The sequence below is a fragment of the Acidovorax sp. SRB_24 genome (assembly GCF_012931925.1).
Genome location: NZ_MWOM01000013.1, coordinates 65535 through 91952, shown reverse-complemented (window position 1 = coordinate 91952; position 26418 = coordinate 65535). Strand labels below are relative to the sequence as shown.

26 protein-coding genes and 2 riboswitches are annotated in these 26418 nt (G+C 68.0%); of the genes, 7 read left to right on the top strand and 19 right to left on the bottom strand.

Annotated features, from left to right (window positions below; translation table 11 throughout):
- A partial coding sequence (locus tag B2J89_RS06955) for a hypothetical protein (RefSeq protein WP_169168410.1) occupies positions 1–1483 on the top strand: 1483 nt, incomplete at its 5' end.
- Positions 1484–1579: 96 nt separating this feature from the next.
- On the opposite strand, the gene B2J89_RS06950 is transcribed toward B2J89_RS06955, so the two are convergent.
- The 4 genes from B2J89_RS06950 to B2J89_RS06935 are packed head-to-tail and all read right to left on the bottom strand — an operon-like array spanning position 1580 to position 4638.
- Complete coding sequence (locus tag B2J89_RS06950; protein ID WP_169168409.1) at positions 1580–2485, bottom strand: thiamine phosphate synthase; 906 nt, start codon at positions 2483–2485, stop codon at positions 1580–1582.
- A 10-nt stretch (positions 2486–2495) separates the two neighbouring features.
- On the bottom strand, positions 2496–3314 hold the full coding sequence (locus B2J89_RS06945; RefSeq protein WP_169168408.1) for a thiazole synthase: 819 nt from the start codon (positions 3312–3314) through the stop codon (positions 2496–2498).
- Positions 3315–3328: 14 nt separating this feature from the next.
- Positions 3329–3526, bottom strand: coding sequence for a sulfur carrier protein ThiS (thiS, locus tag B2J89_RS06940; RefSeq protein ID WP_169168407.1), 198 nt, complete (start codon positions 3524–3526; stop codon positions 3329–3331).
- Complete coding sequence (locus B2J89_RS06935) at positions 3523–4638, bottom strand: FAD-dependent oxidoreductase (RefSeq protein ID WP_169168406.1); 1116 nt, start codon at positions 4636–4638, stop codon at positions 3523–3525. The genes thiS and B2J89_RS06935 overlap by 4 nt, the downstream gene beginning before the upstream one ends.
- A gap of 39 nt (positions 4639–4677) precedes the next feature.
- Positions 4678–4800: riboswitch (TPP riboswitch) on the bottom strand.
- Positions 4801–4866: 66 nt separating this feature from the next.
- On the opposite strand from B2J89_RS06935, the gene thiD reads away from it, so the two are divergent.
- Complete coding sequence (gene thiD / locus B2J89_RS06930) at positions 4867–5721, top strand: bifunctional hydroxymethylpyrimidine kinase/phosphomethylpyrimidine kinase (protein WP_169168405.1); 855 nt, start codon at positions 4867–4869, stop codon at positions 5719–5721.
- 33 nt (positions 5722–5754) lie between these two features.
- Here the strand turns inward: thiD and B2J89_RS06925 are convergent, their stop codons facing one another.
- The 5 genes from B2J89_RS06925 to B2J89_RS06905 all read right to left on the bottom strand — a co-directional run bounded on the left by B2J89_RS06925 (position 5755) and on the right by B2J89_RS06905 (position 10780).
- A complete protein-coding gene (locus tag B2J89_RS06925; protein ID WP_371809045.1) occupies positions 5755–6201 on the bottom strand; it encodes an SH3 domain-containing protein in 447 nt (148 codons plus the stop codon).
- Between the two features lie 257 nt (positions 6202–6458).
- Positions 6459–7766: a cytosine permease gene (locus tag B2J89_RS06920; RefSeq protein WP_169168403.1), complete on the bottom strand. Its 1308-nt coding sequence runs from the start codon at positions 7764–7766 to the stop codon at positions 6459–6461.
- 64 nt (positions 7767–7830) lie between these two features.
- Positions 7831–7938, bottom strand: a riboswitch (TPP riboswitch).
- Between the two features lie 94 nt (positions 7939–8032).
- Positions 8033–8791 (bottom strand): 3-hydroxyacyl-CoA dehydrogenase, encoded by a 759-nt coding sequence (locus B2J89_RS06915; protein WP_169168402.1) that lies wholly within the window; start codon positions 8789–8791, stop codon positions 8033–8035.
- Positions 8792–8893: 102 nt separating this feature from the next.
- Complete coding sequence (locus B2J89_RS06910) at positions 8894–9946, bottom strand: extracellular solute-binding protein (protein WP_169168401.1); 1053 nt, start codon at positions 9944–9946, stop codon at positions 8894–8896.
- Positions 9947–10225: 279 nt separating this feature from the next.
- Complete coding sequence (locus B2J89_RS06905; protein WP_169168400.1) at positions 10226–10780, bottom strand: phasin family protein; 555 nt, start codon at positions 10778–10780, stop codon at positions 10226–10228.
- 244 nt (positions 10781–11024) lie between these two features.
- Here B2J89_RS06905 and B2J89_RS06900 point away from each other — a divergent pair, with 244 nt between their 5' ends.
- From B2J89_RS06900 to B2J89_RS06880, 5 genes are all read left to right on the top strand, one after another.
- Complete coding sequence (locus B2J89_RS06900) at positions 11025–11483, top strand: thioesterase family protein (protein WP_169168399.1); 459 nt, start codon at positions 11025–11027, stop codon at positions 11481–11483.
- Between the two features lie 269 nt (positions 11484–11752).
- The gene (locus tag B2J89_RS06895) at positions 11753–13168 is read left to right on the top strand and encodes a sodium:proton antiporter (protein ID WP_169168398.1); all 1416 of its coding nucleotides are present in this window, start codon (positions 11753–11755) and stop codon (positions 13166–13168) included.
- A gap of 19 nt (positions 13169–13187) precedes the next feature.
- A complete protein-coding gene (locus B2J89_RS06890; RefSeq protein ID WP_169168397.1) occupies positions 13188–14165 on the top strand; it encodes a D-glycerate dehydrogenase in 978 nt (325 codons plus the stop codon).
- 81 nt (positions 14166–14246) lie between these two features.
- Entirely contained in the window at positions 14247–15881 is a 1635-nt protein-coding gene (gene rmuC / locus B2J89_RS06885) for a DNA recombination protein RmuC (protein ID WP_169168396.1), read from the top strand.
- Between the two features lies 1 nt (position 15882).
- Positions 15883–17061, top strand: a complete 1179-nt coding sequence (locus tag B2J89_RS06880) for an MFS transporter (RefSeq protein ID WP_169168395.1) — start codon at positions 15883–15885, stop codon at positions 17059–17061.
- A gap of 48 nt (positions 17062–17109) precedes the next feature.
- Here B2J89_RS06880 and B2J89_RS06875 read toward each other — a convergent pair whose 3' ends face one another.
- From B2J89_RS06875 to flgE, 10 genes are all read right to left on the bottom strand, one after another.
- Positions 17110–17979 (bottom strand): TIGR00730 family Rossman fold protein, encoded by an 870-nt coding sequence (locus B2J89_RS06875; RefSeq protein ID WP_169168394.1) that lies wholly within the window; start codon positions 17977–17979, stop codon positions 17110–17112.
- A 94-nt stretch (positions 17980–18073) separates the two neighbouring features.
- Entirely contained in the window at positions 18074–18988 is a 915-nt protein-coding gene (locus tag B2J89_RS06870) for a hypothetical protein (protein WP_169168393.1), read from the bottom strand.
- Positions 18989–19143: 155 nt separating this feature from the next.
- Positions 19144–20040 carry a flagellar hook-associated protein FlgL gene (gene flgL / locus B2J89_RS06865; RefSeq protein WP_169168392.1) on the bottom strand — a complete coding sequence of 299 codons (897 nt, stop codon included), beginning with the start codon at positions 20038–20040 and terminating at the stop codon, positions 19144–19146.
- Between the two features lie 9 nt (positions 20041–20049).
- The gene (gene flgK / locus B2J89_RS06860; protein WP_169168391.1) at positions 20050–21444 is read right to left on the bottom strand and encodes a flagellar hook-associated protein FlgK; all 1395 of its coding nucleotides are present in this window, start codon (positions 21442–21444) and stop codon (positions 20050–20052) included.
- 38 nt (positions 21445–21482) lie between these two features.
- Positions 21483–21845 (bottom strand): rod-binding protein, encoded by a 363-nt coding sequence (locus tag B2J89_RS06855; RefSeq protein WP_169168390.1) that lies wholly within the window; start codon positions 21843–21845, stop codon positions 21483–21485.
- A gap of 8 nt (positions 21846–21853) precedes the next feature.
- A complete protein-coding gene (locus tag B2J89_RS06850) occupies positions 21854–22957 on the bottom strand; it encodes a flagellar basal body P-ring protein FlgI (protein WP_169168389.1) in 1104 nt (367 codons plus the stop codon).
- 19 nt (positions 22958–22976) lie between these two features.
- Complete coding sequence (gene flgH, locus B2J89_RS06845) at positions 22977–23645, bottom strand: flagellar basal body L-ring protein FlgH (protein ID WP_169168388.1); 669 nt, start codon at positions 23643–23645, stop codon at positions 22977–22979.
- The gene (gene flgG / locus B2J89_RS06840; protein WP_169168387.1) at positions 23645–24433 is read right to left on the bottom strand and encodes a flagellar basal-body rod protein FlgG; all 789 of its coding nucleotides are present in this window, start codon (positions 24431–24433) and stop codon (positions 23645–23647) included. The genes flgH and flgG overlap by 1 nt, the downstream gene beginning before the upstream one ends.
- 27 nt (positions 24434–24460) lie before the next feature.
- A complete protein-coding gene (locus B2J89_RS06835) occupies positions 24461–25186 on the bottom strand; it encodes a flagellar basal body rod protein FlgF (protein WP_169168386.1) in 726 nt (241 codons plus the stop codon).
- Between the two features lie 11 nt (positions 25187–25197).
- Positions 25198–26409: a flagellar hook protein FlgE gene (gene flgE / locus B2J89_RS06830; protein ID WP_169168385.1), complete on the bottom strand. Its 1212-nt coding sequence runs from the start codon at positions 26407–26409 to the stop codon at positions 25198–25200.
- Positions 26410–26418 lie beyond the last annotated feature (9 nt).

The following is a 26418-nucleotide window of genomic DNA, read 5'->3' as shown; positions in this document are numbered from 1 at the left end:
GCTGGGCAGTTGGCTCGACAACGGCGAGCCCGGCCCCTTGCCGCTGCGCTTGTCGCCGCAGCTGTCGGCGCCGCCGCCAGAGGTGACGGACGCCCAGCGCGCCCAGGCTGCCGCGCTCTGGAAGGCCTTGAATACACCGGTGTCCGAGGTGCAGGAGGCGAACGCACGCCTGCGCCAGCAGCAGGGCGAGGCGGACGCTGCGCGCACCCGCGCCGCCGCAGCGCAGGCTGCTGCGGCCGAGTTGCAGCAGCGTCTGGCCCGCGATCAGGACGAGCGATTTTCTGCCAGTGTGGTGTACGCCCTCGTGGCCCTGCTGGCCGCCGCGCTGGCCGTGCTGGGGCTGTTGTGGACCCGCGCGCGCGCGCAGGCGCAGCGGGCCGAGCAGGCGTGGCGCGGCCTGGTGACGTCCAGCGCCAGCGCCGCCGAAGCCGATTGGGCCGTGCCCACCGCACCGCCACCGCCGCCGCCGCTCCTGTCCGCGGCACCGGAGCCGGCATCGCCAGCCGCCGAACCTGCGCCGGTGGCCCGTGAGCGCATGGGCCTGGCGCGCAGCATGGTCGCGGCGACCGGCTCGTCCGGGGCGTGGCCGCTGCCGGCCGCCAGCGCCCCGGCGGCGCCGGCGGAGGTGGTCAACCCCGAAGACCTGTTCGACCTGCAGCAGCAGGCCGAGTTCTTTGTCTCGGTGGGCGAGCACGACCAGGCCATCGGCGTCATGAAGCGGCACATCGCCGACAACGAGCGCAGCTCGCCGCTGGCCTATCTGGAGCTGTTGCGGCTCTACCACTCGCTCAGCCGCGTGGGCGATTTCAACAGCCTGCGTGACCAGTTCCACCGCTATTTCAACGCGCAGATTCCCGAGTTCGGCGTGTTCCACCGCGCCAGCCGCACGCTGCTGGACTGGCCCGAGGCACTGGCGCAGATCGAGGCGCTGTGGAGCGATGCCGCCGTGCTGGCGCTGCTCGATGGCCTGCTGTTTTGCCACGAGGGCACCGACACCGCGCGCTTCGACCTGGCCGCCTACGACGATCTGCTGCTGCTGTACGCCATTGCCCGCACCACGCCACCGAGGGCCCGCGGCGCGCCGCCGCCAAGGGCCCGCACTACGCCGGTGTCGGCCCCCGAACCGCTGCCGGCGCCCGAACCGCACGGGTTGACTCCGCAGGCGGCCGCGGCTGCGGCGCTCTTCGTGCCATCGGTGCCCGCCAGTCTGATGGACTACGACCTGGAGCTGGTGTCCGATTCGGGCTATGCCGCCCTCGGCCTGGATGCGCCCCTGGCAGCGCCGCAGCCGGACCCGCTCGACCTGGACTTGGACCTCGATTTGAGCGAGCCGGCCGGCGCCGACGACTGGGCGCTGCCGCCGCTGACCGGCAGCGAGCTGCCCGCGATGCCGGTGACGCCGCCGCCCCAGCGCGAGCAGCCGCGCGGCTTTGGCGCCCACAGCGACCGCGTGGAAGCGCGCTTCGACCTCGGCGACCGCTAGCCCGGCTGAGCGCATCGCGGCACTGCAGCGCGGACTATGTTTTTGGTAGCTTCAAGCGCTTGCCAGATCAGCGTTTGAGGCTGTTTTCATGGGTATTCAATGCGGCGCGTGCAGCGCCCGTTGCAGCTGCGCCGCTGCCGCCTCCGGGTCGGGCGCATTGACCAGGGCGCGCACCACCGCAATTGAGCCCACGCTCGTGGCCCGCACCTGCGCGAAATGCTCGGCACCAATGCCACCGATCGCCACCAGCGGGTAGCTTTGCATCAGGCGCGCATAGGCGGCGAGCCGGCCCAGGCCCTGCGGGGCCGTGGCCATGCGCTTGAGCGTGGTCGGGAACACCGCCCCCATGGCGACATAGCTCGGCCCCACGGCATCGGCGCGCAGCATTTCGGCATAGCCATGCGTGCTCACGCCCAGGCGCAGGCCGGCGCGGCCCAGCGTCTCCAGGTCTTCGGGGCGCATCGCGTCGAGGTCTTCCTGGCCCAGGTGTACGCCATAGGCGCCCGCGGCCACGGCCGCCTGCCAGTGGTCGTTGATGAACAGCAGCGCGCCCGTGCCCTGCACCGCGTGCACAGCGGCCTGCACCTCGTGCGCGATGGTGGCGGCGTCCTCGCTCTTGAAGCGCAGCTGCACCGTCGGCACGCCGGCGCGCGCCATGCGGCCGACCCAGGCGGCGTCGGGCAGCACCGCGTACAGGCCGAGCGCCCGCGGGCACGCGGCGAAGGCGTTTTGCTGTGGCAGCGCCTGCAGGCCGAAGTCTTGGGGCTCATCGGGCCAGGTTGCGGCATCGACAGCGCCTGTGCGCTCGGCGCGGGCCTGCCAGGCGCGCGCCAGGCAGCGGGCATCGGCGGCGATGAAGCCGAGAGCGCTGCAGGCCGCCAGCGCCGCGCGGTACACCGGAGAGGTGCCCTCGGATGCCGGGACGGGCTGTGGCGTGCTCGGCGTGAACGTGCCCGTGTGGTGGCGCACGATGTCCTGGGCCAGGGTGTCGGTGTCGATCATGGCTGGGGTCTCAGGCCGAGGGCTGCTCGTGGTGCCAGAACGGCGTGCCCAGCACCGGCGTGCTGGGCTGGGCACTGTGCTGTGGCTGCATGGCGCCGGCGCGGCGTGCGCTGCGGCCGGCCTGCACGGCGTCGGCAAAGGCGCCGGCCATCGCGACCGGGTCCTGCGCCAGCGCCACGGCGGTATTCAGCAGCACGCCGTCGTAGCCCCATTCCATCACCTGGCAGGCATGCGAGGGCAGGCCCAGGCCCGCATCGACCAGCAGCGGCACGGCCAGCCGCTCGCGCAGCACCTGCAGCGCATAGGGGTTGACGGGGCCGCGCCCGGTGCCGATCGGCGCCGCCCAGGGCATGACGGCCTGGCAGCCGACGTCGACCAGGCGCTGGCACAGCACCAGGTCTTCGGTGCAGTAGGGCAGCACGTAGAACCCGTCGCGGATGAGCTGCTCGGCCGCGGCGACCAGGTTCAGCGTGTCGGGCTGCAGCGTGTAGTCGTCGCCGATCACTTCGAGCTTGATCCACGGCGTGTTGAACACCTCGCGCGCCATGTGCGAGGTGGTGATGGCCTCCTGCACGCTGTGGCAGCCCGCGGTGTTGGGCAGCACCGGCACGTCGAGCTCGCGCAGCAGCTCCCAAAAGCTGTTGTGGCCTGCGTCCGCATCGCCGCTGCCCTGGCGGCGCAGCGAGGCCGTGACCATGGCCGGGCGGGCGCGCTGCACCGCGGCCTTGAGCGTGGCCGGCGACGGGTAGCGAGCCGTGCCCAGCAGCAGGCGGCTGGAGAAGGACTGGCCGTACAGGACCAGGGCGTCGTCAGAAGGGGTGGTGTTCATGGCAATGCGCGGCGCTAGCCGCCGGTGACGGGAGAAATGACTTCCACGCGGTCGCCCGCCTGCAGCAGGTGGCGTGCGTGCTCGGTGCTGGGCACGAAGACGGTGTTGACGGCGACCGCGAACGGCGGCCGCGCCGTGATGGCGGCCAGGGCGTCGGCCACCGTGGCGCCGTCGGGCAGCTGGTGCGGTGTCTGGTTGATGGTGATGTTCATGGCAAAGAGAGGGCGCTCGTCGCGCTGTGTAAATCCACGGCCAGGTCGAAGGCGCTGGCCAGGGGCGATTGTCCGGTCTGCAGCAGCTCCAGCACCACGTCGAGCAGGGCGGGCGCGATCATGAAGCCGTGCCGGTACAGGCCGTTGACTTCGAGCACGCGCTCCGCCGTCTGGCGGATGGCGGGCAGGTTGTCGGGCAGGGTGGGGCGGCATTGGGTGGCGATCTCGACGATGCGCGCTTCGGCAAAGCCCGAATGCACGGCGTAGGCGGCGCTGAGCAGCTCCAGCGCCGAGCGCACGCTGGCGGGCGAGAGGTCGTCGGACTCGATTTCGGTCGCGCCGATCACGAACAGGTGGTCCTGCTTGGGCGCGATGTAGATCGGGTAGCGCGGGTGCACCAGGCGCGTGGGGCGTTGCAGCGTCACCTCGGGTGCGTGCACGCGCACGACCTCGCCGCGCACACCGCGCAGCTCGCGCCACTGCGCGCGTGCGCCCAGGCCGCGGCAGTCGAGCAGCCAGTCGGGCTGGCCCGGCGTGCCGGGGGCGAAGTCGGCCGGCTCCCGCGGCGTGTTCCAGTGCACGGCCACGCCCCGCTGCGCCATCTCGCGCGCCAGCGCGTCCAGCAGCTGGCGGTTGTCGAGCTGGCCTTCGCCGGGCAGGTACATGCCCTGCGCAAAGCGCCCGGCCAGGGCCGGCTCCAGGCGCGCCATGCCGGCGCTGTCGAGCGCCTGCATGGCGGGCAGTGCCGGCAGCGCGCTGTGCGTGGTCTCGAACTGCAGGCGCAGGCGCGCCGCCTCCTGTGCATCCTGCCGGTGCCAGACCACCAACGTGCCGTTTTGCTGGAAGAACACCGGCGCTTGCAGGTCTGCCAGCAGCTGTGGCCAGCGCGTGAGCGCGTGCTGGCCCATGCGCACCACGCCGGGCTCCGTCACGGCCGACTCGGCCAGCGGCGCCAGCATGGCGGCCGCCACGCGCGCGGCGCTGCCCTGGCCGCTGGCGTCCTGCGCCTCGTACACGGCCACCGCATGGCCGGCACGCGCCAGTGACACCGCCAGCAGCCGGCCCATGAGGCCGGCGCCCAGAATCGCAAAAGAGGAAGGGTGAGCAATCATCGTTGTCCGTTGGTGTGGGTGCACGGACAAAACGGGCGGGCGCCTGTGCTGGAAACTCCCCACGCCAGCATGACCTGGATCGGGTAACGGGGCCTGCGTTGGCTCGGCCCCAGGGTGTTTCTCAGTCCGCGCCAGCCTGGCGGGACACCCCTGTTTCGTCCTGGCAAGAATTACAGCACAAGCCGCCAGCGCCCGTCTTGATGTGGCGCATAGGCCATAATTTTTGCCATGACTCAAACGACCCTCCCGGCCGCCAGGCCCGCGCGCTACGTCCGCGTGCTCTCGATTGCCGGCTCCGACAGCGGCGGTGGCGCCGGCATCCAGGCCGACCTCAAGACCTTCAGCGCGCTGGGCTGCTACGGCATGACCGCCATCAGCGCGATCACCGCGCAGAACACGCAGGGCGTGCGCGCCATCCACGGCATTCCGCCCGACATGCTGCGCGCGCAGATCGACGCCGTGGCTGAGGACATCGGCGTGGACGCCGTCAAGATCGGCATGCTGCACTCGCCCGAGGTGGTGCGCGTGGTCGTCAAGGCGATTGCCCGCCACCAGATGCTGCAGGTGGTGCTCGACCCCGTCATGGTCGCCACCAGCGGCGACCGCCTGATGTCGCAGGAGACCGTGGGCGTGCTGGTGGAGGAGCTGTTTCCGCTGGCCACCGTCGTCACGCCGAATCTTGACGAAGCGGCGCTGCTGCTGGGCCGCACCATCGACGGTGCCGATGCACTCGACGATGCGGCCAGCGCGCTGCTGGCGCTGGGCGCGCCGGCCGTGCTGCTCAAGGGCGGGCACCTGCCCGGCGACACCGTGATCGATGTGCTGGCGCTGGCCGGCGGGGGGCGGCTGCGCCTGCAGTCGCCGCGCATTGCCACGCACAACGGCCACGGCACGGGCTGCACGCTGTCGTCGGCCATTGCCGCGCACCTGGCACTGGGCCTGCCGCTGCCGCAGGCGGTGGAACAGGCGCGCGCCTACGTCCTGGGCGCGATCGCCGCCGGCGCCGCGGTGTGCACCGGGCACGGGCACGGGCCGCTGAACCACGGCTATGCGCCCGTGGCGCAGCGCGTGCTGCACCATTGAGCTGGCGGGCCCGCGAGCCCGCCCGGTCTTTGCTTACCAGCCCCAGGCCAGCCGCCGCGCGATCCAGCCCTTTTGCCCGCCTTCGCGCTGCACCTGCGCCCAATCGCCCGATTTTTTCAGCGTCTTCACGACCTCGTGCTGGTCCAGCTGGCCCACGCGCCGGTGCTGCTGGCCGGGGCCCGCGCGCAGGTTTGCCGTGTGGGCGGTGACCACCATGTGCGGCACCTTGTGGGTCAGCGGGGCATGGATCCAGCCCAGCGTGGCCTCGTAATCCTTCACCCGCAGCCACTGGCCCTTGCGCTGCAGGACCTGCAGCGGGTAGCCCGAGGCCAGCTCCCACAGCGTGGCCGAACGGGTCGTGGGCGTTTCGCGCACGTTCACGCTGGAGCCCTTCACGCTGACGAATTCTTGCGCGCGTGCGGCGGCGGCCGCGGGCAGGCTGGACAAGGCGGCGGCTGCAGCCAGGCCAAGGGCGGCCACGGAAAGCGAGAGACGGCGGGACAGAAACAGCACGGGAACAACACTCCTTTGAGACAAACGCATGGGATCCATGCGCCCGGTCCGACAGGGCGCTGCCGGTGAAGTTCCTGCACTTTCGATAAAAAGTGAGCTGCTGGCGCTGGCACAGCTTGGGTTTCAGGTGGGTTTTGCTCTGAATCCCAGGACCAGCGTGCGCACAGTGCTCATCTTTGAATAGCGCTGCGCGGGCGCGGGGGGCCGACGCGGGGCCGCGCTTGTCAGGCCTGCCGCGCGCCTGCGGCCAGCGTGCCGGCGCCGGGCCGGGTGCGCGTGGCATAGGCCAGCACGAAGCACAGCGCGAGCGTCGGCAGGGCCGAGCCCAGCGCCGGCGCGAGTCGGGGCACCAGGTGGTAGAACGCGATGCCCGCCAGCCACAGCGCGATCGGCGCGGCATGCGCCTGGCGTGCCTGCGCCAGCAAGGCCGCAGCGCTGGCGCCAAAGGCCAGGCGCCCCAGGATCACGCCAAACAGCGGCACGAAGACCGAGCTGAGCAGCAGCAGGAAGGGTTCGAGGCTGTGCATCGGCAGCACCAGCGCCAGCAGCGTGCACAGCAGCGCGATCGCGATGCCCCAGCGGCGTACGCTCCAGCGCGGCCGCAGGGCGTGGGCCGAGACGGCGCCTGAATAGGCGTCGCCATAGGCGTTGTCGACTTCGTCGATGAGGATCAGCGACAGCGCGATCAGCCCGCCCTGCGCCAGCAGCAGCGCGGTCACCAGGTCCTGGCTGGGCAGCACCAGCGCGACGAGCACGCCAAGCGCATAGCACCAGATGTTGGCCAGCGCATAGCCGGCCCAGGTGCCGCGCAGCGCCGCGCGGCCGCTGGTGCCGTGGCGCGCATAGTCGGCGACCAGCGGCAGCCAGCTGATCGGCATGGCGATCACCAGGTCGAGCGCGGGCATCACGCCCATGCCGCCTTCGCCGCGGCGCTGCCAGAGGTCTGCCAGGCCCTGTGCCTGCGCCAGCGACAGGAACTGCCAGCTCAGCCACACGAGCGACAGCACCACCAATGGCAGCGCCACGCGCGCGATGATGCGGCGCACCAGCTGCACCATGGAGCCGCTGATGAGCAGCGTCACGACACCGCCCCACAGCAGCGTGGCGAGCACCGGCCAGTGGGGCGCCAGCAGGCTGCCCGACTGGCGGCCGATGGCGACGGTGGCGTCGCGCATCACCACCAGTTCGAAGGTGCCCCAGCCGATCAGCTGCACGATGTTGAGCACGATGGGCAGGCGCGCGAACGCGCGGCCGTACACCGCGTGCATCAGCCCGGCGCTGGCCAGGCCGCTGTCGCAGCCGATCTTGGCCACCCAGCCGAGCAGGCCGGCGCCGAGCAGCGAGCCGAACACGATGGCCAGCAGCGCGTCTTGCGTGCCCATGGCGGGCATCAGGTAGGCGCCCACCTGCATCACCAGCAGGCCTACGCCCAGGCTGAACCACAGCGAGGCGTGGTCGTGCCACTGGAACACGCGCCGGTCGGCGGAAATGGGGGCCAGCGCCTCGTTGGCGGGGGTGGCGGGCTGTGTCATGAAAAGGCTCCGTGCGGTGCGCGCGCGGGGCGGGCCAAGGGCACGGCGGCCCGTGGGCGGGGCGGTGCTGTGCGGCCGGCTTCCCTGCGCGAGGATGATCTCAACAGGTTCAAAGGGACTTTCTCAGCCGCCCGGTCCTCGAAAGATCCCGGCGACACCCCCAGCGGTCGTGTCCGGCAAGCCACCGGACACGGCGCGATTGTAGGGGTGCCCCGGATGTCCTGCTGCGCGCGGGGCCGTTCACGCGCGGGCCCGCCGCCCGGCCTTCAGCGGGGCGCCAGGCGGATGGCGCCGTCGAGGCGAATCACTTCACCGTTGAGCATGTCGTTTTCGAAGATATGCCGCACCAGCTTGGCGTAGTCCTGCGGCGTGCCCAGGCGGCTCGGGAAGGGCACGCCGGCGGCCAGCGCATCCTGCACCTCCTGCGGCATGCCAAACAGCATCGGCGTGCCGAAGATGCCGGGGGCAATCGTCATGTTGCGGATGCCGCTGCGGGCCAGGTCGCGGGCGATGGGCAGGGTCATGCCGACGATGCCGCCCTTGGAGGCGCTGTAGGCGGCCTGGCCGATCTGCCCGTCGTAGGCGGCGACGCTGGCGGTGGAAATCAGCACGCCGCGCTCGCCCGTGGCTTCGGGTTCGTTCTGGGACATCGCTTCGGCCGCCAGGCGGATCATGTTGAAGCTGCCGACCAGGTTCACCGCGATGGTCTTGCTGAACGCGGCCAGGCTGTGGGCGCCGTTCTTGCCCACGGTCTTTTCGGCCGGGGCGACGCCGGCGCAGTTGACCAGGCCCATCAGCTTGCCCAGGGACACGGCCTGCGCCACCACGGCCTGGCCGTCGGCTTCGCTGCTGACGTCGCAGCGCACGAAGGCGCCGCCAATGTCCTGGGCCACCGCCGCGCCCTTGTCCGCCTGCATGTCCGCGATGACGACCTTGCCGCCCTGCGCGGCCAGCATGCGTGCCGTGCCTTCGCCCAGGCCCGATGCGCCGCCGGTCACGATGAATACCTTGCCCTGAATGTCCATGCCGTATCTCCAGTGAATGACGTTGACGTAAACGTAAATTATGGCGGATGCGGCACGCGAAAAAAAGCCCGGCAGGGCCGGGCGCGGGGAGGGGTGCAGGGCTTATTTGAAGCCGACGCGGTCCAGCATCTGCTGCACCTTGGTCATGTTGGCGCCCACGGCGCTGATCGGGATGGTCTCGCTCTTGAACGGCTTGCCGCCGGTCATGGCCTTGAGCGCGGGGTTGGCGATGTCCACGCCCTTGGCGGCGGGCCATTCGTTGTTGCCGTTGGCAAAATAGTTCTGCGCTTCAGGGCTCGCGAGGTACTCCATGAACTTGATTGCGTTGGCGCGGTGCTTGGCGTACTTGGCGACGGCGCCGCCCGCGATGTTCAAGTGCGTGCCCCACGACTGCTGGTTCGGAAACACCACGCCGACCTTGTTGGCCACGGCAATGTCTTCGGGTTTGTCCGAGCGCATCAGGCGCGCCAGGTAGTAGCTGTTGGTCACGCCGATCTGGCATTCACCCGACGCCACGGCCTTGATCTGGTCGGTGTCGCCGCCCTTGGGGTCGCGCGCCAGGTTGGCCACCATGCCCTTGAGCCACTCCTGCGTCTTTTGCTCGCCCATGTGCTCGGTAACGGCGCCAAACAGGCTCAGGTTGTAGGGGTGCGAGCCCGAGCGGATGCACAGCTTGCCCTTGTTCTTCGGGTCGCCCAGCTCCTCGTAGGTGTCCACGTCCTCGGGGTTCATCTTGACCTTGTTGTAGACGATGACGCGCGCGCGGGTCGACAGGCCGAACCACGAAATGCCGCCGTCTGCGGCCGGCAGGCTGCGCAGGTTGGCCGGGATGGCGTCTTCGAGCACCTTGGACCTGATCGGCTGGAACAGCCCGTCGACCTCGCCGCGGTACAGGCGCGCCGCGTCGACCAGCAGGATCACATCGGCGGGGGAGGCCGAGCCCTCGGCCTTCAGGCGTGCCAGGATCCCGGCATCGTCGGCATCGACGCGGTTGATCTTGATGCCCGTGGCTTGGGTGAAGCCGCTGTAGAGCGCTTCATCGGTGGCGTAGTGGCGTGCCGAATAGAGGTTGACGACGTTCTCTTGGGCCTGCACGAAACCGCTGGCTGCGAGCAGGAAACAGGCTGCTGCGGCAGCCGTGGAGATTTTTTTCATGGGAAGGGCGAAGGAGGAATGGTAACGGGTGCAATGGTAAAGCAAACGCGAACCATTCGCAATACTGCCTGCGCGGTTGTGTTTTTTCGGCGGCACCCGGTCCCTGGGTCGCGCAAAAAAAAGCCCGGTCGAGACCGGGCTTGAACGAATCCCTGAAACCCGTGTTTCGAGAGGATCCGAGGAGACAACTGGGGTCCCGGCGGCGCCGGGACAGTGTTCGCATTATCAGGGTAATCCCTGCTTTGTGTCCAGCGCCTTGTGGCTGGACAGGCGCATGGCTCAGCGCTGCTTGCGGGCACCCGCAGCCGACTTGGCTGCGTCGGCGGCCGTGGTGGCCACGGCGTTGAAGTTGGCTTCAGCGGCGTCGGTGGCCTGCTTGACGGCCTTTTGCACCGATTCGAACGCGTTGTTGGCGGCCGACACGGCGCTCTTCATCACGGCCACGGCCGTTTCCGAGCCGGCGGGTGCGTTCTTCGACGCCGAGTCCACCAGGGTGGCGAAGTTCTTCTGCACTTCGGCGGTCTGCGACTCGACGGCCTTGCTGAATTCACCGCCGGTGCCCGAGGCGATGTCGTACAGGTGGCGGCTGTAGGAAGCTGCCTTCTCGGCCAGGGGCTGGAACAGGCCGGCCTGCAGGGCGATCAGTTCTTGTGCGTCCTTGACGCTGAGCACGGCCTGGGCGTGGCTGGCGGCCTCGTTCAGTGCGGCGCGCGAAGCGGTCACGTTCAGTTCGACCAGCTTTTCCACGCCTTCAAAGGCTTTGCTGGTCAGACCAAACAGGGTTTCGATGTTGGCTTTGTGTGCGGCCAGGATTTGTTCAGCGGTCAGGGACATGTGAGATCTCCAAAAGAAAGGAAAAGTCGAAAGCGACTGTGGTTCACAAATATCTGCGCTGGCATGCTTTCCGGGCCATGTTGCAGTGCAGCATAGTGCGGATTCTAGGGGCGACGGTGGCCGACACGCAAGCACTTTTTGTTGCGTTGCAACAAATTACGTTTTCTGTCCTTTGTTACGTCAAAACGACGGACTGCGGTCCCTTGCCGGAGGGCCTGTTGCCGCGCTGGCAAAATCCACGGCCATGAACACGACAGCGACCCCGGCGCGCCCTGCGCCCCAGCCGCGCAGCGCCTACGCCGCCTTTCGCCCCATCAGCACGCGCTGGGCCGACAACGATGTGTATGGGCATGTGAACAACGTCGTCTATTACAGCTGGTTCGACACCGCGGTGAACGCCCACCTGATCGAGCAGGGCGCGCTCGACATCCACGCGGGCCGGACCATCGGGCTGGTGGTCGAGACGCAGTGCAACTACTTTGCCCCGCTCGCCTTTCCGCAAACGGTGGAAGCGGGCATCCGCGTGGCGCGCCTGGGCAGCACGAGCGTGCGCTATGAAGTGGGGCTGTTCGCCCAGGGCGAGGCGCTGACGGCGGCGGCCGGGCATTTCATCCATGTGTACGTGGACCGCGCCACGCGCCGGCCCGCCGCGCTGTCACCGCGCCTGCACGGCGTGTTGCAGGCGCTGGTGCTGCCGGGCTGATATTTTGCTCTGGTATCAGGAGCTGCCAGCACATTCTGGGTATGCGCTCAAGCCGGTTTTGACCATATTTTTTTCGCAGCGGGCAGGGCGCGTTGCGATTGGCCTGGCGTGTCCGGGCCATGGCCTACACTTTCGCGTTGCCCGCGGCCGACGCGGCCAGGCGCTCGGGGCGCTGGCAGCGCATGCTGTGGCGCGGTACGCCGCGCCGGCCTGCCGTCCACAGCCCATTTCCGTGCGCCTGTTTTCAATATAACGAGGGAGACCCACGCATGAAGCATTTCCGCTGGCTGCTCATGGCCACACTGTCGGCCTTGCCCGGCCTGGCGCTGGCCGCCGACATCGATGGCAGCCGCCTGGCCCTGTGGTGGGGCGTGCCGTTTGCCGGCGTTCTGCTGTCGATCGCGCTTCTGCCGCTGCTGGCACCCATTTTCTGGCACCACCATTACGGCAAGGTGGTGGCGGGCTGGGCGCTGGCCTTTCTGCTGCCGTTTGCCGCGGTCTTCGGCCCGGCGGCGGCCGGCGCGAGCCTGGTGCATGCGCTGCTGGCCGAATACATTCCGTTCGTGATCCTGCTGACGGCGCTGTTCACGGTGGCGGGCGGCATCTACATCCGCGGCAACCTGCAGGGCAGCCCCGGGCTCAATACCGCCATCCTGGCCATCGGCGCCGTGCTGGCCAGCTTCATGGGCACGACCGGGGCGTCGATGCTGCTGATCCGCCCGCTGATCCGCGCCAACGACCAGCGCAAGCATTGCGCGCACGTGGTGATCTTTTTCATCTTCATCGTCTCCAACGCCGGCGGCTCGCTGACGCCGCTGGGCGACCCGCCGCTGTTCCTGGGCTTCCTCAAGGGCGTCGACTTCTTCTGGACCGTGGCCCACATCTTCCAGGAGACGCTGTTCCTGGTCGGCGTGCTGCTGGCGCTGTTCTATGCGCTCGACACCTGGTACTTCCGCCGCGAAGGCCAGGGCGGCGGGCAGCGCCGCGACCCGACGCCCGACACGCGCACGATCGGCTTCGATGGCAAGGTCAACTTCGCGCTGCTGGGCGTGGTGGTGGCGCTGGTGCTGCTCAGCGGTTTCTGGAAGTCGCCCGTGGTGTTCGACGTCGCGGGCACGCCCGTCGGCCTGCCGGGCCTGGTGCGTGACGTGGGCTTGGTCATCGTCACGCTGGTGTCGCTGTGGCTCACGCCCGCGCAGGTGCATGCCGACAACCAGTTCGGCTGGGGGCCCATGCAGGAAGTGGCCAAGCTGTTCGCCGGCATCTTTCTGACCATCATTCCGGTCATCGCCATGCTCAAGGCCGGCGTGGGCGGGCCCTTTGGCGCCATCGTCGCAGCCGTCACGCGCCCCGATGGCGCGCCCGATCCGGCGATGTACTTCTGGGCGTCGGGGCTGCTGTCCTCGTTCCTCGACAACGCGCCGACCTACCTGGTGTTCTTCAACACCGCCGGCGGCAATCCGGCCGAGCTCATGACCACGCTGGCGCCCACGCTAGCCGCCATCTCGGCGGGCGCCGTGTTCATGGGCGCCAATACCTACATAGGCAACGCGCCCAACCTGATGGTCAAGGCCATCGCCGAGGACCGCGGCGTCAAGATGCCGAGCTTCTTCGGCTACATGCTGTGGTCCTGCGGCATCCTGGTGCCGCTGTTCATCCTGATGACCTTCGTCTGGTTCCGCTGAAACTGAAAGAAAGCCCGCCATGAACAAACCCCGCATCCTGATCGCCCGTGCGATCTTTCCCGAAGTGGTCGAGCGGCTCGCGCAGCACTTCGAAGTCGAAGCCAATCCCGAGGACGCCCTCTGGTCGCCACAGGAGCTGGCCGAACGCCTGGCCGACAAGGATGGCGCCCTCACCACCGGCAGCCAGCGCATCGACTCCGAACTGATCGCCGCCTGCCCGCGCCTGAAGATCGCGGCCAACATGGCCGTGGGCTACAACAACTTCGACGTCGAGGCCATGACCGCCGCGGGCGTGCAGGGCACCAACACGCCCGATGTGCTGACCGAGACCACGGCCGACTTCGGCTTCGCGCTGCTCATGGCGACCGCGCGGCGCATGGCCGAGTCCGAGCATTACCTGCGCGCCGGGAAATGGAACAAATGGAGCTACGACATGTTCGCCGGCACCGAAGTGCACGGCAGCACGCTGGGCATCATCGGCATGGGCCGCATCGGCCAGGGCATTGCCAAGCGCGGCGCGCACGGCTTCGGCATGGACGTGGTCTACCACAACCGCTCGCAGCTCTCGCCCGAACTCGAGGCCGAGTGCAAGGCCCGCTATGTCGGCAAGGAAGAGCTGCTGCGCAGCGCCGACCACGTGGTACTGGTGCTGCCCTACACCGCCGAGTCGCACCACACCATCGGTGCGGCCGAGCTGGCGCTGATGAAGCCCACGGCCACGCTGGTCAACATCGCGCGCGGCGGCATCGTGGACGACGCGGCCCTGGCGCACGCGCTGCGCACGCGCCAGATCGCGGCGGCCGGGCTCGATGTGTTCGAGGGCGAGCCCAGCGTGCACCCCGACCTGCTCACGGTGCCTAACGTCGTGCTGACGCCGCACATCGCCAGCGCCACCGTGGCCACGCGCTTGGCGATGGCCAACCTGGCCGCCGAAAACCTGATCGCGTTCTTTGACGGGCGCGGCGCGCTCACCCCCGTGAACCGCGTCGGCGACTGAATTGCATAATTGGCAGTCAAATATGCCTCCAGCCCTTATGGGGCATGCGTTGACAGCTATTGAAACAAGAGTGAACTGCCTTTGACTACCGACACCCTCGTTCTCGCCGCCCTGCTGCTGCTCGTGGTCGTTCTGCTGGCGCTGCTGCTGTGGCGCCGCCCGCGCGTGGAACTGCCGCCCGAATGGGGAGCGCGCCTGCAGGCCCTGGAAGCCACGGCCCAGTCCACCCAGCTGGCGGTGGCCAAGAACGACGGCGCGCTCGACGGCATGGGCCAGCAGCTGCGCGGCTCCACGCAGGCCATGCAGGGCACGCTCGATTCGCTGCGCCATGCGGTGGACGAGCGCCTGGCGCAGGCGGTGGCCGAGTCGCGCACCGGGCGTGCCGAGCTGTCGGACACCCTGGCGGGCTTTCGCACCGAGCTGATGCAGACCACGGCGGCGCTGGCGGCCGAGAGCGTGAAGTCGCGCCAGGCCATGGCCGAGAGCACGCAGCTATTCGAGCAGCGCATCCAGGAGCGCTTCGAGGCGCTCACGGGCGCCACGCGGCAGACGCTCGACTCGCTCAAGGGCGACATCCAGAGCCAGCTCGGCACCATGTCCACGGCGCTCAAGGACCAGCTCGAAGGCAACGGCCACCAGATCAAGAACCAGTTCTCGGTGCTGCAGGACGCGGTCTCGCAGCAGCTCGCCGGGCTGGTGCAGGGCAGCCAGCACAACGCCGAGCAGCTGCGCACGGCGCTCAACGAGCGCCTGGCCGCCATCCAGGCCGACAACTCGACCAAACTCGAAGAAATGCGCCGCACGGTGGACGAAAAGCTGCACGCCACGCTCGAGCAGCGCCTGGGCGAGTCGTTCAAGCTGGTCAGCGACCGGCTCGAACAGGTGCACAAGGGCCTGGGCGAGATGCAGACGCTGGCCGGCAGCGTCGGCGACCTCAAGCGCGTGATGACCAACGTGAAGATGCGCGGCACCTGGGGCGAGCTGCAGCTGGGCGCCATCATCGAGAACGTGCTCACGCCCGGCCAGTACGCGCGCAACGTCAAGACCGTGCCGGGCAGCGATGAGCTGGTCGAGTTCGCGATCCGCCTGCCGGGCCAGAGCGACGAGCAGCCGGTGTGGCTGCCGATCGATTCCAAGTACCCGGTGGAGCAGTACCAGCGCCTGATGGACGCGCACGACACGGCCGACAAGTCGGCCATTGCGTCGGCCGGCAATGCGTTCGAGACCTCGATCAAGCTCGAAGCGCGCAAGATCTATGGCAAATACGTCTCGCCCCCGCACACCACCGACTTCGCCGTGCTCTACCTGCCCACCGAAGGGCTGTTCGCCGAAGTCATGCGCCGCCCCGGCCTGGTCGAGGCGGTGCAGAACGACTGCCGCATGATGATCACGGGCCCGGCCAACCTGGCGGCCATGCTCAGCAGCCTGCAGATGGGTTTCAAGACGCTGGCGATCGAGAAGCGCTCGTCCGAAGTCTGGAACATGCTGGGCCAGGTCAAGACCGAGTTCGCCAAGTTCGGCGACGTGGTCGAGGCCACCAAGAAGTCGATCGACGCGGCCGCCAAGAAGTTTGACGAGGTGGGGGTGCGCACGCGCGCCATCCAGCGGCGCTTGCGCGACGTGCAGGCCCTTCCGGCCCCTGAAGAGGGCGGGCTGCTGGTCGCCGCGCCCGAAACGGCCATGCCGGCCGCGCCTTCGCCGAGCGAAGGCGAGTGACATGAACGCCGCGCTGGCCCGTCTGATCGCGGGACAGGTCTGCGTGCATGCCTGCATGGCCGGCATGCGCATGGCTGCGCCGCTGCTGGCGCTGCGCGCGGGCTACAGCGCAGCGGCCGTGGGCGTGCTGCTGGCGCTGTTTGCGCTGACCCAGGTGTTCTTGGCGCTGCCCGCGGGGCGCTATGCCGACCGCCATGGACTGCGCCGTCCGGTGGGCTTTTGCGTGGTGGCGGCCGCCAGCGGCGCGGGGCTCGCGCTGGCATTTCCGGTGTTCGAGGTGCTGTGCGCGGCGGCCTTGCTCACGGGCGGCGCCACGGGTGCGGCCACGATCGCGCTGCAGCGCCACGTCGGCCGGGCCGCCCACAGCGCCACGCAACTCAAGCAGGTGTTCAGTTGGCTGGCGATCGGACCGGCCATCTCCAACTTCATCGGCCCCTTCTTTGCCGGCCTGATGATCGACCATGCGGGCAGCGCCGCCGGCAGCCTCGGCGGCTTTCGCTGGGCGTTCGCGCTGCTGGCGGTGCTGCCGCTGGCCACCTGGTTCTGGGTGCGCCACACGGTGGAGCTGCCGCCCGTGATCGCCGCCACGGGCGGGCCGCAGCAGCGCGTGTGGGACCTGTTGCGCGAGCCGCGCTTTCGCCGCCTGATGCTGGTCAACTGGGTGCTGTCGTCCTGCTGGGACGTGCACACCTTCGTCGTGCCGCTGCTGGGCTACGAGCGGGCACTGAGCGCGTCGGTCATCGGCACCATCCTGGGGGCCTTCGCCATTGCCGCGGCGCTGGTGCGCATGGCGATGCCGCTGGTGGCGCAGTGGCTGCGCGAATGGGCGGTGATCGCCGGCGCCATGGTCGCCACCGCGGCGTTGTTTGCGGTCTATCCGCTGCTGACCACGGCCTGGTCGATGGGCCTGTGCTCGGTGCTGCTGGGCCTGTCGCTGGGCTCGGTGCAGCCGATGATCATGAGCATGCTGCACCAGATCACGCCCGAGCAGCGGCACGGCGAGGCCCTGGGCCTGCGCCTCATGGCCATCAACGCCTCCAGCGTGATGATGCCCCTGCTGTTTGGCACCGCCGGCGCGCTGATCGGCGTGGCGGGCCTGTTCTGGGTGGTGGGCACGGGCGTGGGGCTGGGATCGCGGCTGGCCTGGCTGCTGCGGCCGCCGGCCCGCGCGCGGGACTGATGCCCGCCAGCGAAGCCGGCACGGAGCACGGTTGATCTGGAACGGAAATCAGCTGGCGAGCTGGTAGAACTCGCGGATCCAGCGCCAGGCCTCCTGTGGCTCGTCGGTGTACCGGAACAGCTCCAGGTTTTCGCGCGAAATGGTGCCTTCCTCGACCAGCACGTCAAAGTCGATGAGCCGTTTCCAGTAGGCGGTGCCGAACAGCACGATCGGCAGCTGCTTGGCCTTCTTGGTCTGCACCAGGGTCAGCACCTCGAACAGCTCGTCCAGCGTGCCAAAACCGCCTGGAAACGCGACCAGGGCCTTGGCGCGCATCATGAAATGCATCTTGCGCAGCGCAAAGTAGTGGAACTTGAAGCTCAGCGTGGGCGAGATGAAGCGGTTGCCGCTTTGCTCGTGCGGCAGCGTGATGTTGAGCCCCACGTTGAGTGCGCCTTCGTCGCTGGCGCCGCGGTTGGCCGCCTCCATGATGCCGGGGCCGCCGCCGGTGCAGATGTAGAGCCGGTTGTCAGGGAGCTGGCGGTTGCTGTGTTCGGCCACCAGGCGCGCGAACTGGCGCGCCTTGTTGTAGTAGCCGGCATTGCGCACGGCGCGCTCTGCCAGCGCCAGGCGCTCGGCATCGCCGCTGGCCTGCGCCTGGGCCAACTGCTGCGCGGCTTCGTCGGGGGCCACAAAACGCGCACTGCCATAGACGACGATGGTGTTCTGGATGCCCTGTTCGGCCTGGCCCAGCTCGGGCTTGAGCAATTCGAGTTGCAAGCGGATGCCGCGCGTCTCGCGCCGGAACAGGAATTCGGGGTCGGCAAAGGCGAGCCGGTTGGAATTGGCCTCCAGCGGGTTGCCGTTGGTGGACTGGTTGTGCAGTTCGTCCCAGACATCGGAGAGACTGCGTTCATTGAGTTGGGTGGTGGCGTCCATGGCGTGATTGTGGCGGGGATTTTGCAGGCACCGGAGGGGCGCAAGCAAAAGGGGAGGCCGGGACCAGGGGCCATGTGGGCGCCACGCGCCCGGGTTATGGCAGCGCCAGAAGGCTGTCGATGCGGTAGCGGGGCAGGCCGAGCAGGCTGGGGGACACAGCCGACAGGATGGGGTAGTTGGCTGTCCGCGTCTGCTCCTCGAAGGACTGCGCGAACGCCCGCACGGCAGCGACGTCGCCGGCGGTTTCCGGGCGGCTGAGCGAGTGTTCTGCATCGGCCAGGGAGCGCAGGACCTCGGCGCGGGCGGCATCGCTCTGCTGGGCTGCCCGCACGATCTGCGGCAAGGCCTGGCGCAGGCCGCTCGGCCCGTCGAGCTCCCAGGCGCCCGGATCGATGATGGCCGGCTCGGGCTCCGCCCGTACCCGTGCGAACTGCCCGGTGGGAAAACGCTTGCCATCGCCCTTGATGGCCAGGCTGTCGCGCACCTGCGGCCACTGCGACTCCGGTACGGTGAAGTAATCCAGTTGGCCCTGGGCGTTGGGGCTCACCTGGATGCCGGCGGGAACCAGCGCCCGGTTGAACCGGCCTGCGAGCGCGGCCGGTGGCAGGCCGGCTTCGATCCGCAGCGACATGGTGTGCCGGGGTGCCCCGTTGAGTGAAAAGACCAGGGTCTCCTGGCCGCTGGCCTGCAAGCTTTGCTGGTCCAGGCCGCGAATCCGAAAGCGCTGCCGCGCCGGAGTGTCACCGCTGTACGCGAGCTGGGCGTCCAGGCGGTGGCCGCTGTGCTCGGCCCGGTCCTTCCACAGCTGCGCGAGGCGGTGCTGCTGTTTCTCCAGCGCGCCTTCGCGCACGTAGCTGCCGGCGAGCTTGAGGCTGAGCTGGGCCTTGACGTCCTGCAGTTGCGACGACAGCTCATCCAGAAAGGCCAGCGCCTGCTGGGCGCTGGCCACCTTTGCGTTGAGCTCCGGCGCCCAGACCCCCAGGCCCTGCCGTGGTGTGGGGGCAGCCATGCTCCGCAGGAGCGGTGCCGCCGGCATTGTCGGTGCCACTGGCACAGTGGAGCGCTGCGCCGCGCCGGTGGCTGGAAGCTGGGCTTGCAGGGAGGGAGAGCGGTCTGCGCTGGAGAGGGGCGTGAGCTGCATGGAGGCGGAGGCGGGGTGCGCGGTCAGAGAAGGTCGAACAGCGACAGGCCGCTGACCTTGCTGTAGGCCTTCTGTGTGGCTTGCAGCGCCGTGCTGTAACCCGACAGGCGTGTGGCGGCTTCTCCGTAGTCCAGTTGCCCGAGGGTGATCATGGCCTGCTGGTTCGACACGCTGACGTTGCCGTGGTTGCTGTCCAGCGTGGCAAGGATGTTCTGGGTGCCGCCGAGGCCGGCGATCTTGCCGCTGACCGACGAGAGCGCATCGTCCAGGGCCTTGATGGTGTCGCCCACGGTATCGCCGGTGTTCATTCCGGTGGTTTGCAGGGTGGTGGCCGTGCGGTCCAGTGAATTGAGCAGAGCGGCCATCTCAGACAGCGTGACGTTGGCCGTCTGCGTGATGCCATGGCCCACGACGACCTGTTGCGGCGCGGTGTTGCCCGTGAACGTATAGCGGGCGCCCAGGGGCTGGGTATCGTCGTAGGTGACCGTGTCCGTTGCGCTGACCGTGCCGGAGAACAGGTAGCGGCCCTCCTGGTCCTTGCTGTTGCTGCTGTAGAAAAGGCTGTCGCGCAGGGCCGTCAGAGAGCTTGCCATCGCCTTCACGTCTTCCGAGGTGTTGCTGCCGTCCCGGGCCCACACCAGCAGATCGCGCACCTGCAGCATGTCCTGCACCATGCTGCCGAGCGCCGTTTCATTCTGCATGAGGCGGGTGCTGAGCGCGCTGATGTTGTCGCGGTATTGCGTGAGCGCGGCATCCTCGCGCGCCATGCGCGACAGGCGGACGTTGGAGATCGGGTCGTCGGAGGGTTGCAGCAGGCGCTGCCCGGAGGACATTTGCTGCATGACATGCTCCAGCCGGGCATTGGCGTTCTGCAGCGCCGTGTTCATGGTGGCGTGAAACTGGGTGGTGGCGATGCGCATGTTCTGCCCTTAGTTCATCATGGCCAGCGTGCTGTCGAACAGCTGGTTGGCAACGGCAATGACTTTCATGTTGGCCTGGTACATCTGCTGGAACTGCACCAGGTTTATGGCCTCTTCGTCAGAGTTCACCCCGCTGGTGTTCTTCCAGTTGGCCACGGCGTAGTTGCGCACGGTTTCCGTCACGCTCAGCGCGCTGTGGTTCTGCTGGCTGTCCGTGCCCAGCTTGCTGACCAGTTGCGTGTAGGCGTCACCCATCAGCACGCTGCCCAGGGTGCCGACTGCAATGGGCTGGTTCTTCAGGTCGATCAATTGCAGCAAGTTGGCGCTGTCGCCCTGCAGTGCCGGGTCAGCAGAAAAGCCCAGGTCCTGTGGCGTGAGGCCGGCCGTGACCTGCAGCATGCCGGACGTGCTGCTGGCATTGAAGACGAACAGCGGTTTGCCGGACTCCGGTGTGGCCGCCGTGCTGCCCATGGAGTACCCAGCGGTCAGCGTGTCATTGAACTTCTTGCTGATCTCACCGGCCATGTCGGTGACCGACTGGGCCAGGGGCACCAGCACCTTGTCTTCATAGCTGGCCAGCCCGCCGAGCTGGCCGCCCAGGTCGGTGCCGGTCACGCCGAAGGATTGGGTGGCGAACTGGACCACCAGCGATTGCCCGCCGCCAGTGAGGGGCTTCACTTCCAGCGTGGCCGCCATCGATCCCGCCACCAGGGGCTGGCCGCCGCGCAGCGAGACGCTGCGCGAGCCATCGGGCTGGTTCACGACCTGGACTCCGACCAGGGCAGCGAGCGCGTCGATCTTGTTGTCGCGCTCGTCCATGAGGCCGGACGGGCTGGCCCCTGTGGCCGAGGCGGAAGCGATCTTTTCGTTGAGCTTGGCGATGTCGGTGGCCAGGGCATTGACTTGGGCCACCGTGGTGCTGCGCTGCTGCGCAACCGATGCGCGCTGGCCCGAGAGCACCTGGTTGAGACTGTTGAAGCGCTGGGCCAGGGCCTCGGCAGAGCTGATGACCTGCTGGCGCAGCGGGCTGGACGTGGGCTCCACGCTGGCCGCGTTCAGGGCGCTGAAGAAGGCGTCCAGGCCGCTGTTGATGGAGGCACTGTCGTCGCCCATGACCTGCTCGAGCTGGGTCAGGTAGGGCTGGGTGGTGGCGTGCTGGCCGAGGTTGGAGGCCGCGTTCCACATTTGCAGGTTCTTGTAGTCGTCGCTGAAGCGGAACAGCGACGGGATGTTGACGCCGTCGCCGGCCGCGAACGGGCCCGAGCGCGAAGGCTGGGCCGAGGTCAGCAGGATGCCCTGGCGGGTGTAGCCCGGCGTCATGAGGTTGGCGACGTTCTGGCTGGCGACGGTCAGGGCCGCTTGCGCCGCCAGCGTGCCGGACAGGGCGTTGTTGATCATGCTCATGGAATGGGCGCTTTCTGAAAAAGGTGGCCTGGGTGGCCTTAAGGCTTCAAGGCGGCCGTGGCGGGCGAAAACTTAAGCGGCCCGTCTGTGGCCGGATCGGCCGGTGCGAGCAGCTGCTGCAGGATGACGTCGGCAATGCCGAACGCCCGCTGCCCGGCCATGGCGTCGGCCACCATGGTGTCGGCCAGTTCCAGCAGGCTGCCGTGGGTCGGGCTTTTAAACATGCCGTCTTCGCCAGCGATCTCGCGGGCGCTGCGGCGCATCTGCTTGAGCATTTCGCCGATGAACAGGCCTTCGAACTTGACGGCGGCCTGCTCGGCCTTGGCCGCTTCGCGGATGGCGGGCTCGGTCGCGCTGGCGGCCGGGGCCAGTGAAAAGGGCTGGGGGTGCAGTTCGTTCATGGAGAGTCTTAGATCACGACCAGTTCGCCGTCGATGGCGCCGGCCTGGTCCAGCGCCTGCAGGATGGCCATGATGTCGTCGGGCGTGGCGCCGGTGCTGTTGATGGTGTCGATGATGGTTTGCAGCTTGGTGCTGGTGGGCCAGTTGAACATCCGCCCATTGCCTTGCTCTACGCTCACGCGCGACTGCGGCGTGACCGCGGTCTGGCCCTGGCTGAACGGCGCGGGCTGGCTGACCTGGGGCTGCTCGTTGATCACCACCTTGAGCGCGCCATGCGACACGGCGGCCGGCCGCACCGTGACGCCTTGGGCGATGACCACGGTGCCGGTCTTGGAGTTGAAGATGACCTTGGGGGTTTCGATGCCGACATTGACGCTCAGCGCCTGCAGCTGGGCCACGAAGGCGACGCGCTCGGTCGGGTTCTGCGGGGCCTGCACTTCCACGCTGGTGGCGTCGCGCGTGGTGGCGACGGCGCCGAAGCGCCGGTTGATCGATGCCACGATATTCGTCGCGGTCTCGAAGTTGGGGCGGCGCAGGCTCAGGCGTACGGTGGGCCGGGTGTCGAAATCTGTCTCGATTTCGCGCTCGATGGTGGCGCCGTTCGGAATGCGCCCGGCCGTGGGGGTGTTCACCGTCACGCTGGAGCCGCTGGCACCCTGGGCGTTCAGGCCGCCGACCACGAGGTTGCCTTGGGCCAGCGCATAAACCTCGCCGTTGGCCGCGCGCAAGGGCGACAGTAGCAGCGCACCGCCGCGCAGGCTCTTGGCGTCGCCCAGCGACGACACGGTGACGTCGATGGTCTGGCCTCTGCGGTAGCCCGGCGGGAAGACCGCGCTGACCATCACCGTGGCCACGTTCTTGGTCTTGGAGTCGGTGCGTTCGGGCAGCTTGACGTCGAACTGCTTGAGCAGGTTCGTGACCGACTGGCCGGCCGATTTGACCTGGGTGCTGTCACCCGAACCATTGAGGCCGACCACGATGCCGTAGCCGACCAGTTGGTTCTCGCGCACACCTTCGACCTGCACCAGGTTGCGCAGGCTTTGCGCCGCCAGGGCCGGCGCGGCGCACAGGCACAGCGTCAATAGAAAGGGGGCAAGGCGCAACAATTTCATGGCAACTTCTTTTGCAAGCTCAGAAAGGCATCCAGGGGCCGTTGAAGAACGTCATCAGCCAGCCCTGGCGCTGGGTGTCGGCCAAGGCACCGCGCCCCGAATACACGATGCGCGCATTGGCGATGCGCTGCGACGACAGGCGGTTGTCGGTGTCGATGTCGGCGACGCGAACGTAACCGCTGACGCGGATAAATTCCTCGCCCTGGTTCAGCGTCAGGCTTTTTTCGCCGCGAATCTGCAGCAAGCCGTTGGGCAGCACCTCCTGCACGACCACGGTGATCGCACCCTGCAGGGTGTTTTGCTGCATGCTGGAGCCGCTGCTGTCAAAGTGGCGCTGGGCATCGATGCCGATGTCGGTCTTGAGCGTCTTGCCCAGCAGCACACTGGGCGCTACCGAGGCGCTGCTGTTCTTGCCGGTGCTGGTGCCGGTTTTCTTGCTCGCCTGGGTGGTTTCCTGCAGCACCACGGTGAGCACGTCGCCGGGCCGGAACGCCCGGCTGTCCGAGGTCAGTGAAGAAAACGCGAGCGGGGAAAATACGCCGCCCGACTGCCCTCGCTGCACGGCAAGGGGCGCAGTGGCGAACTCGAGAGCTTCCGCGGGACCCGAGGGCGGGACTGTGGCCACCGTTTCGCAGGCGGCCAGTGCCAGGCAGGCGAGCGACGCGGCGATTGCCTTGCAGCCTTGCATCAGCGCACTGCCTGGACCAGGTTCTGCAGCATGCCGTCGGCGGCCGACAGTACCTTCGTGTTCATTTCGTAGGTGCGCTGAGCGGCGATCATGTCGACCATTTCCTCCACCACCTGCACGTTCGAGCCCTCCAGCGTCCCCTGCTTGAGTTTGCCACGGCCGTCTTCGCCGGGGTTACCCTCGGTCGGTGCGCCGCTGGCGGTGGTCTGTTTGTAGAGATTGTCGCCCAGGGCCAGCAGGCCGGTGGGGTTGATGAAGTGGGACAGCGTGATCTGGCCCAGCTCGGTGGGCGTGGTCGTGCCGGGCACGGTGGCCGAAACCACGCCGTTCTCGCCGATGGAGATGGCCGTGGCATTGGCCGGAACGGTGATTTCGGGACGCAGTGGCAGGCCCTGCGCATTCACCAGGCGCCCTTCGGAATTCACGGAAAGCTGGCCGGCGCGCGTGTAGGCGGATTCGCCACTGGCCATCTCCACCTGGAGGAATCCGTTGCCGGTGATGGCCACGTCCAGCGCCTGGTTGGTCGTCTGCATATTGCCCGTGGTGAACAGCTTTTGCGTGCCGACCATGCGCGTGCCATTGCCCAGTTGCACGCCCGAGACGGAGGTGCGGTTGTTGTCCAGTTGGGCGCCGGGCTGCTGCTCGACGGAATAGAAGAGGTCTTCGAAGACGACGCGGTCGCGCTTGAAGCCGACGGTGTTGACGTTGGCCAGGTTGTTGGCGATGGCCTGCAATTTGGCATCTTGCGCCTGCACGCCGGTCTTGCTGATCCACATGGCTGGGTTCATGGTTTTCTCCTGAGGGGGTGTCTGGGTTTACTCTCGCAACAGCCGGTTGCCGTTGGCCGCCATGTCGTCGGCGGCCTTGAAGAGCTTCATATGGAATTCGAAATCGCGGCTGAGCGTCATGGTGGCAACCATCTCTTCCACCGCCGACACGTTGCTGCTTTCAAGGTGGCCGCTGCGCACCTGCACGGTGTCGTCCGCGGGCAGCGCCACGCCCGCACGGCCGACGATCAGGCCCGCTTCGTTCTTGGTCAGGTCGTTGGCAGCGGGCTTGACCAGCTTGAGGCGGTCGACGGGCTGCATTGTTTCCTGGCCGTTGGGCTGCACCGAGATCGTGCCGTCTGCGCCAATGGCGATGCGCGATGCGGGCGGCAGCACGATGGGGCCGCCGTCGCCGATCACCGCCCGGCCGTTGAGGGTCAGCGTGCCGCTGCTGTCGAGCGCGAACGCACCGCTGCGCGTATAGGCCTCGCCATTGCCGTGGGCCACGGTGAAGAAGCCTTCGCCGCTGATGGCCGCATCCAGGTCGCGCCCGGTGGGCGCCAGGGTGCCTGCGCGCGTATTCACCGCGTTGGCCTGCAGCTGGCTCATGTGCCGGGCGTCGTAGCCGAAACCGTCCACGCTCTGGCTGGTCGCCAATTCGAGGTCGGCGCGAAAGCCGCTGGTCTGAAGGTTCGCCAGGTTGTTCGCATGCACCTGCTGGGCCCGCAGGGACCGTTCGGCGCCGCTCATCGCGGAGTAGATCAGTGCATCCATGCCGTGCTACCTCAGACAGCCTGCATCAAGGTTTTCATCATGTCGCTCTCGGCAGAGATGACCTTGGTGTTGGCCTGGTAGTTGCGCTGGGACGTCATCAGGCTTACCAGTTCGGAGGTCATGTCCACGTTCGATTGCTCGATCGCGCCCACGGTCAGCGCACCCGTCATGCCACTGCCCGGCGTGCCGTAGAGCGGCGTGCCCGAGCCGCTGGACGTGGTCCAGCTGGTGTCGTTGACCGAGACCAGGGCGTTTTCGTTGGGGAACGTGGCCAGGGCGACGGTGCCGACCTTCTGCTTCTGGCCATTGCTGTATTGCGCCACCACCGAACCGTCTTCGGACAGCTGCACGCCTACCAGCGCACCCGATGCGTAGCCGTTGGTCGCGTTGACGGTGTTGGTGGTCTCGCCGGCGAACTGGGTCGAACCTGCGTAGTTGATGTCGATTTCCATATCCTCCGCGCCGGTGGTGGGCGTGACCAGTGTTAGGTGGGCGGTGGGGAGGGGTTGCTTCAGCTGGCCAGTAGGCTCGAATTCCATCACCGTAGGAGTGCCGGCAGTGACTCCATCGATGGCGTAGTTAACTGTGACTTCGTTGGTGCCGGTCTTGACGAAGTACTGTGTCACGGTGTGCTTGGCACCCAGCGAGTCATAGGCCACGGCTACCGAGGAGCTGTTATAGGACAGCGGGTTTGTGGGGTCGAATGGGGTGACCGTGGGTGCTGTCCAGTCGGCGGAAAGATTGCCTACATATTCGAGCCTGGTGCTGGCCTGGGCCGCGATCTGGCCCGTGGGCACCTTGATGTCGCCCATGGCGCCCAGGGCCGCGCCCGGCATGGGGACGCCGGCCGCATCGACCACGGCGTTATAGCCCTGCACTTTGCGGTTGAAGCTGTCGACCAGATAGCCGTCCTTGTCGGTGGCGAAAATGCCCACCCGCGTGTAGAGCTCGACGCCAGTGGAGTCTTTGGTGACGAAAAAACCCCGTCCCTGAATGGTGGCGTCCAGGCCGCGGCCCGTGGTGAGCACGCCGCCGCCGATGTCGATGCTTTGGGTCTGCGAGCCGATGCGCACGCCGCTCGGCTGGGAGCCCGCGTACATCGAGGAGAAATTGGCACGGCTGGACTTGAAGCCGTAGGTGCCCGAGTTGGCGATGTTGTTGCTGATGGTGTCCAGCGACGTGTTGATGGCGTTGATGCCGGAGAGGGCGATTTCGAAGCTCATGGCGGTTCC

Bases quoted from the DNA above. Each gene is read 5' to 3' on its own strand.
- B2J89_RS06915 (WP_169168402.1), bottom strand. From the start codon at position 8,791: ATGGACATTCAGGGCAAGGTATTCATCGTGACCGGCGGCGCATCGGGC.
- B2J89_RS06890 (WP_169168397.1), top strand. From the start codon at position 13,188: ATGAACAAACCCCGCATCCTGATCGCCCGTGCGATCTTTCCCGAAGTG.
- B2J89_RS06875 (WP_169168394.1), bottom strand. From the start codon at position 17,979: ATGGACGCCACCACCCAACTCAATGAACGCAGTCTCTCCGATGTCTGG.
- flgL (WP_169168392.1), bottom strand. From the start codon at position 20,040: ATGCGCATCGCCACCACCCAGTTTCACGCCACCATGAACACGGCGCTG.
- B2J89_RS06880 (WP_169168395.1), top strand. From the start codon at position 15,883: ATGAACGCCGCGCTGGCCCGTCTGATCGCGGGACAGGTCTGCGTGCAT.
- B2J89_RS06905 (WP_169168400.1), bottom strand. From the start codon at position 10,780: ATGTCCCTGACCGCTGAACAAATCCTGGCCGCACACAAAGCCAACATC.
- thiD (WP_169168405.1), top strand. From the start codon at position 4,867: ATGACTCAAACGACCCTCCCGGCCGCCAGGCCCGCGCGCTACGTCCGC.
- B2J89_RS06910 (WP_169168401.1), bottom strand. From the start codon at position 9,946: ATGAAAAAAATCTCCACGGCTGCCGCAGCAGCCTGTTTCCTGCTCGCA.
- B2J89_RS06855 (WP_169168390.1), bottom strand. From the start codon at position 21,845: ATGAACGAACTGCACCCCCAGCCCTTTTCACTGGCCCCGGCCGCCAGC.
- flgH (WP_169168388.1), bottom strand. From the start codon at position 23,645: ATGCAAGGCTGCAAGGCAATCGCCGCGTCGCTCGCCTGCCTGGCACTG.
- flgK (WP_169168391.1), bottom strand. From the start codon at position 21,444: ATGAGCATGATCAACAACGCCCTGTCCGGCACGCTGGCGGCGCAAGCG.
- flgG (WP_169168387.1), bottom strand. From the start codon at position 24,433: ATGAACCCAGCCATGTGGATCAGCAAGACCGGCGTGCAGGCGCAAGAT.
- B2J89_RS06920 (WP_169168403.1), bottom strand. From the start codon at position 7,766: ATGACACAGCCCGCCACCCCCGCCAACGAGGCGCTGGCCCCCATTTCC.
- flgE (WP_169168385.1), bottom strand. From the start codon at position 26,409: ATGAGCTTCGAAATCGCCCTCTCCGGCATCAACGCCATCAACACGTCG.
- B2J89_RS06895 (WP_169168398.1), top strand. From the start codon at position 11,753: ATGAAGCATTTCCGCTGGCTGCTCATGGCCACACTGTCGGCCTTGCCC.
- B2J89_RS06870 (WP_169168393.1), bottom strand. From the start codon at position 18,988: ATGGCTGCCCCCACACCACGGCAGGGCCTGGGGGTCTGGGCGCCGGAG.
- thiS (WP_169168407.1), bottom strand. From the start codon at position 3,526: ATGAACATCACCATCAACCAGACACCGCACCAGCTGCCCGACGGCGCC.
- B2J89_RS06935 (WP_169168406.1), bottom strand. From the start codon at position 4,638: ATGATTGCTCACCCTTCCTCTTTTGCGATTCTGGGCGCCGGCCTCATG.
- B2J89_RS06950 (WP_169168409.1), bottom strand. From the start codon at position 2,485: ATGATCGACACCGACACCCTGGCCCAGGACATCGTGCGCCACCACACG.
- B2J89_RS06945 (WP_169168408.1), bottom strand. From the start codon at position 3,314: ATGAACACCACCCCTTCTGACGACGCCCTGGTCCTGTACGGCCAGTCC.
- B2J89_RS06835 (WP_169168386.1), bottom strand. From the start codon at position 25,186: ATGGATGCACTGATCTACTCCGCGATGAGCGGCGCCGAACGGTCCCTG.
- B2J89_RS06850 (WP_169168389.1), bottom strand. From the start codon at position 22,957: ATGAAATTGTTGCGCCTTGCCCCCTTTCTATTGACGCTGTGCCTGTGC.
- B2J89_RS06900 (WP_169168399.1), top strand. From the start codon at position 11,025: ATGAACACGACAGCGACCCCGGCGCGCCCTGCGCCCCAGCCGCGCAGC.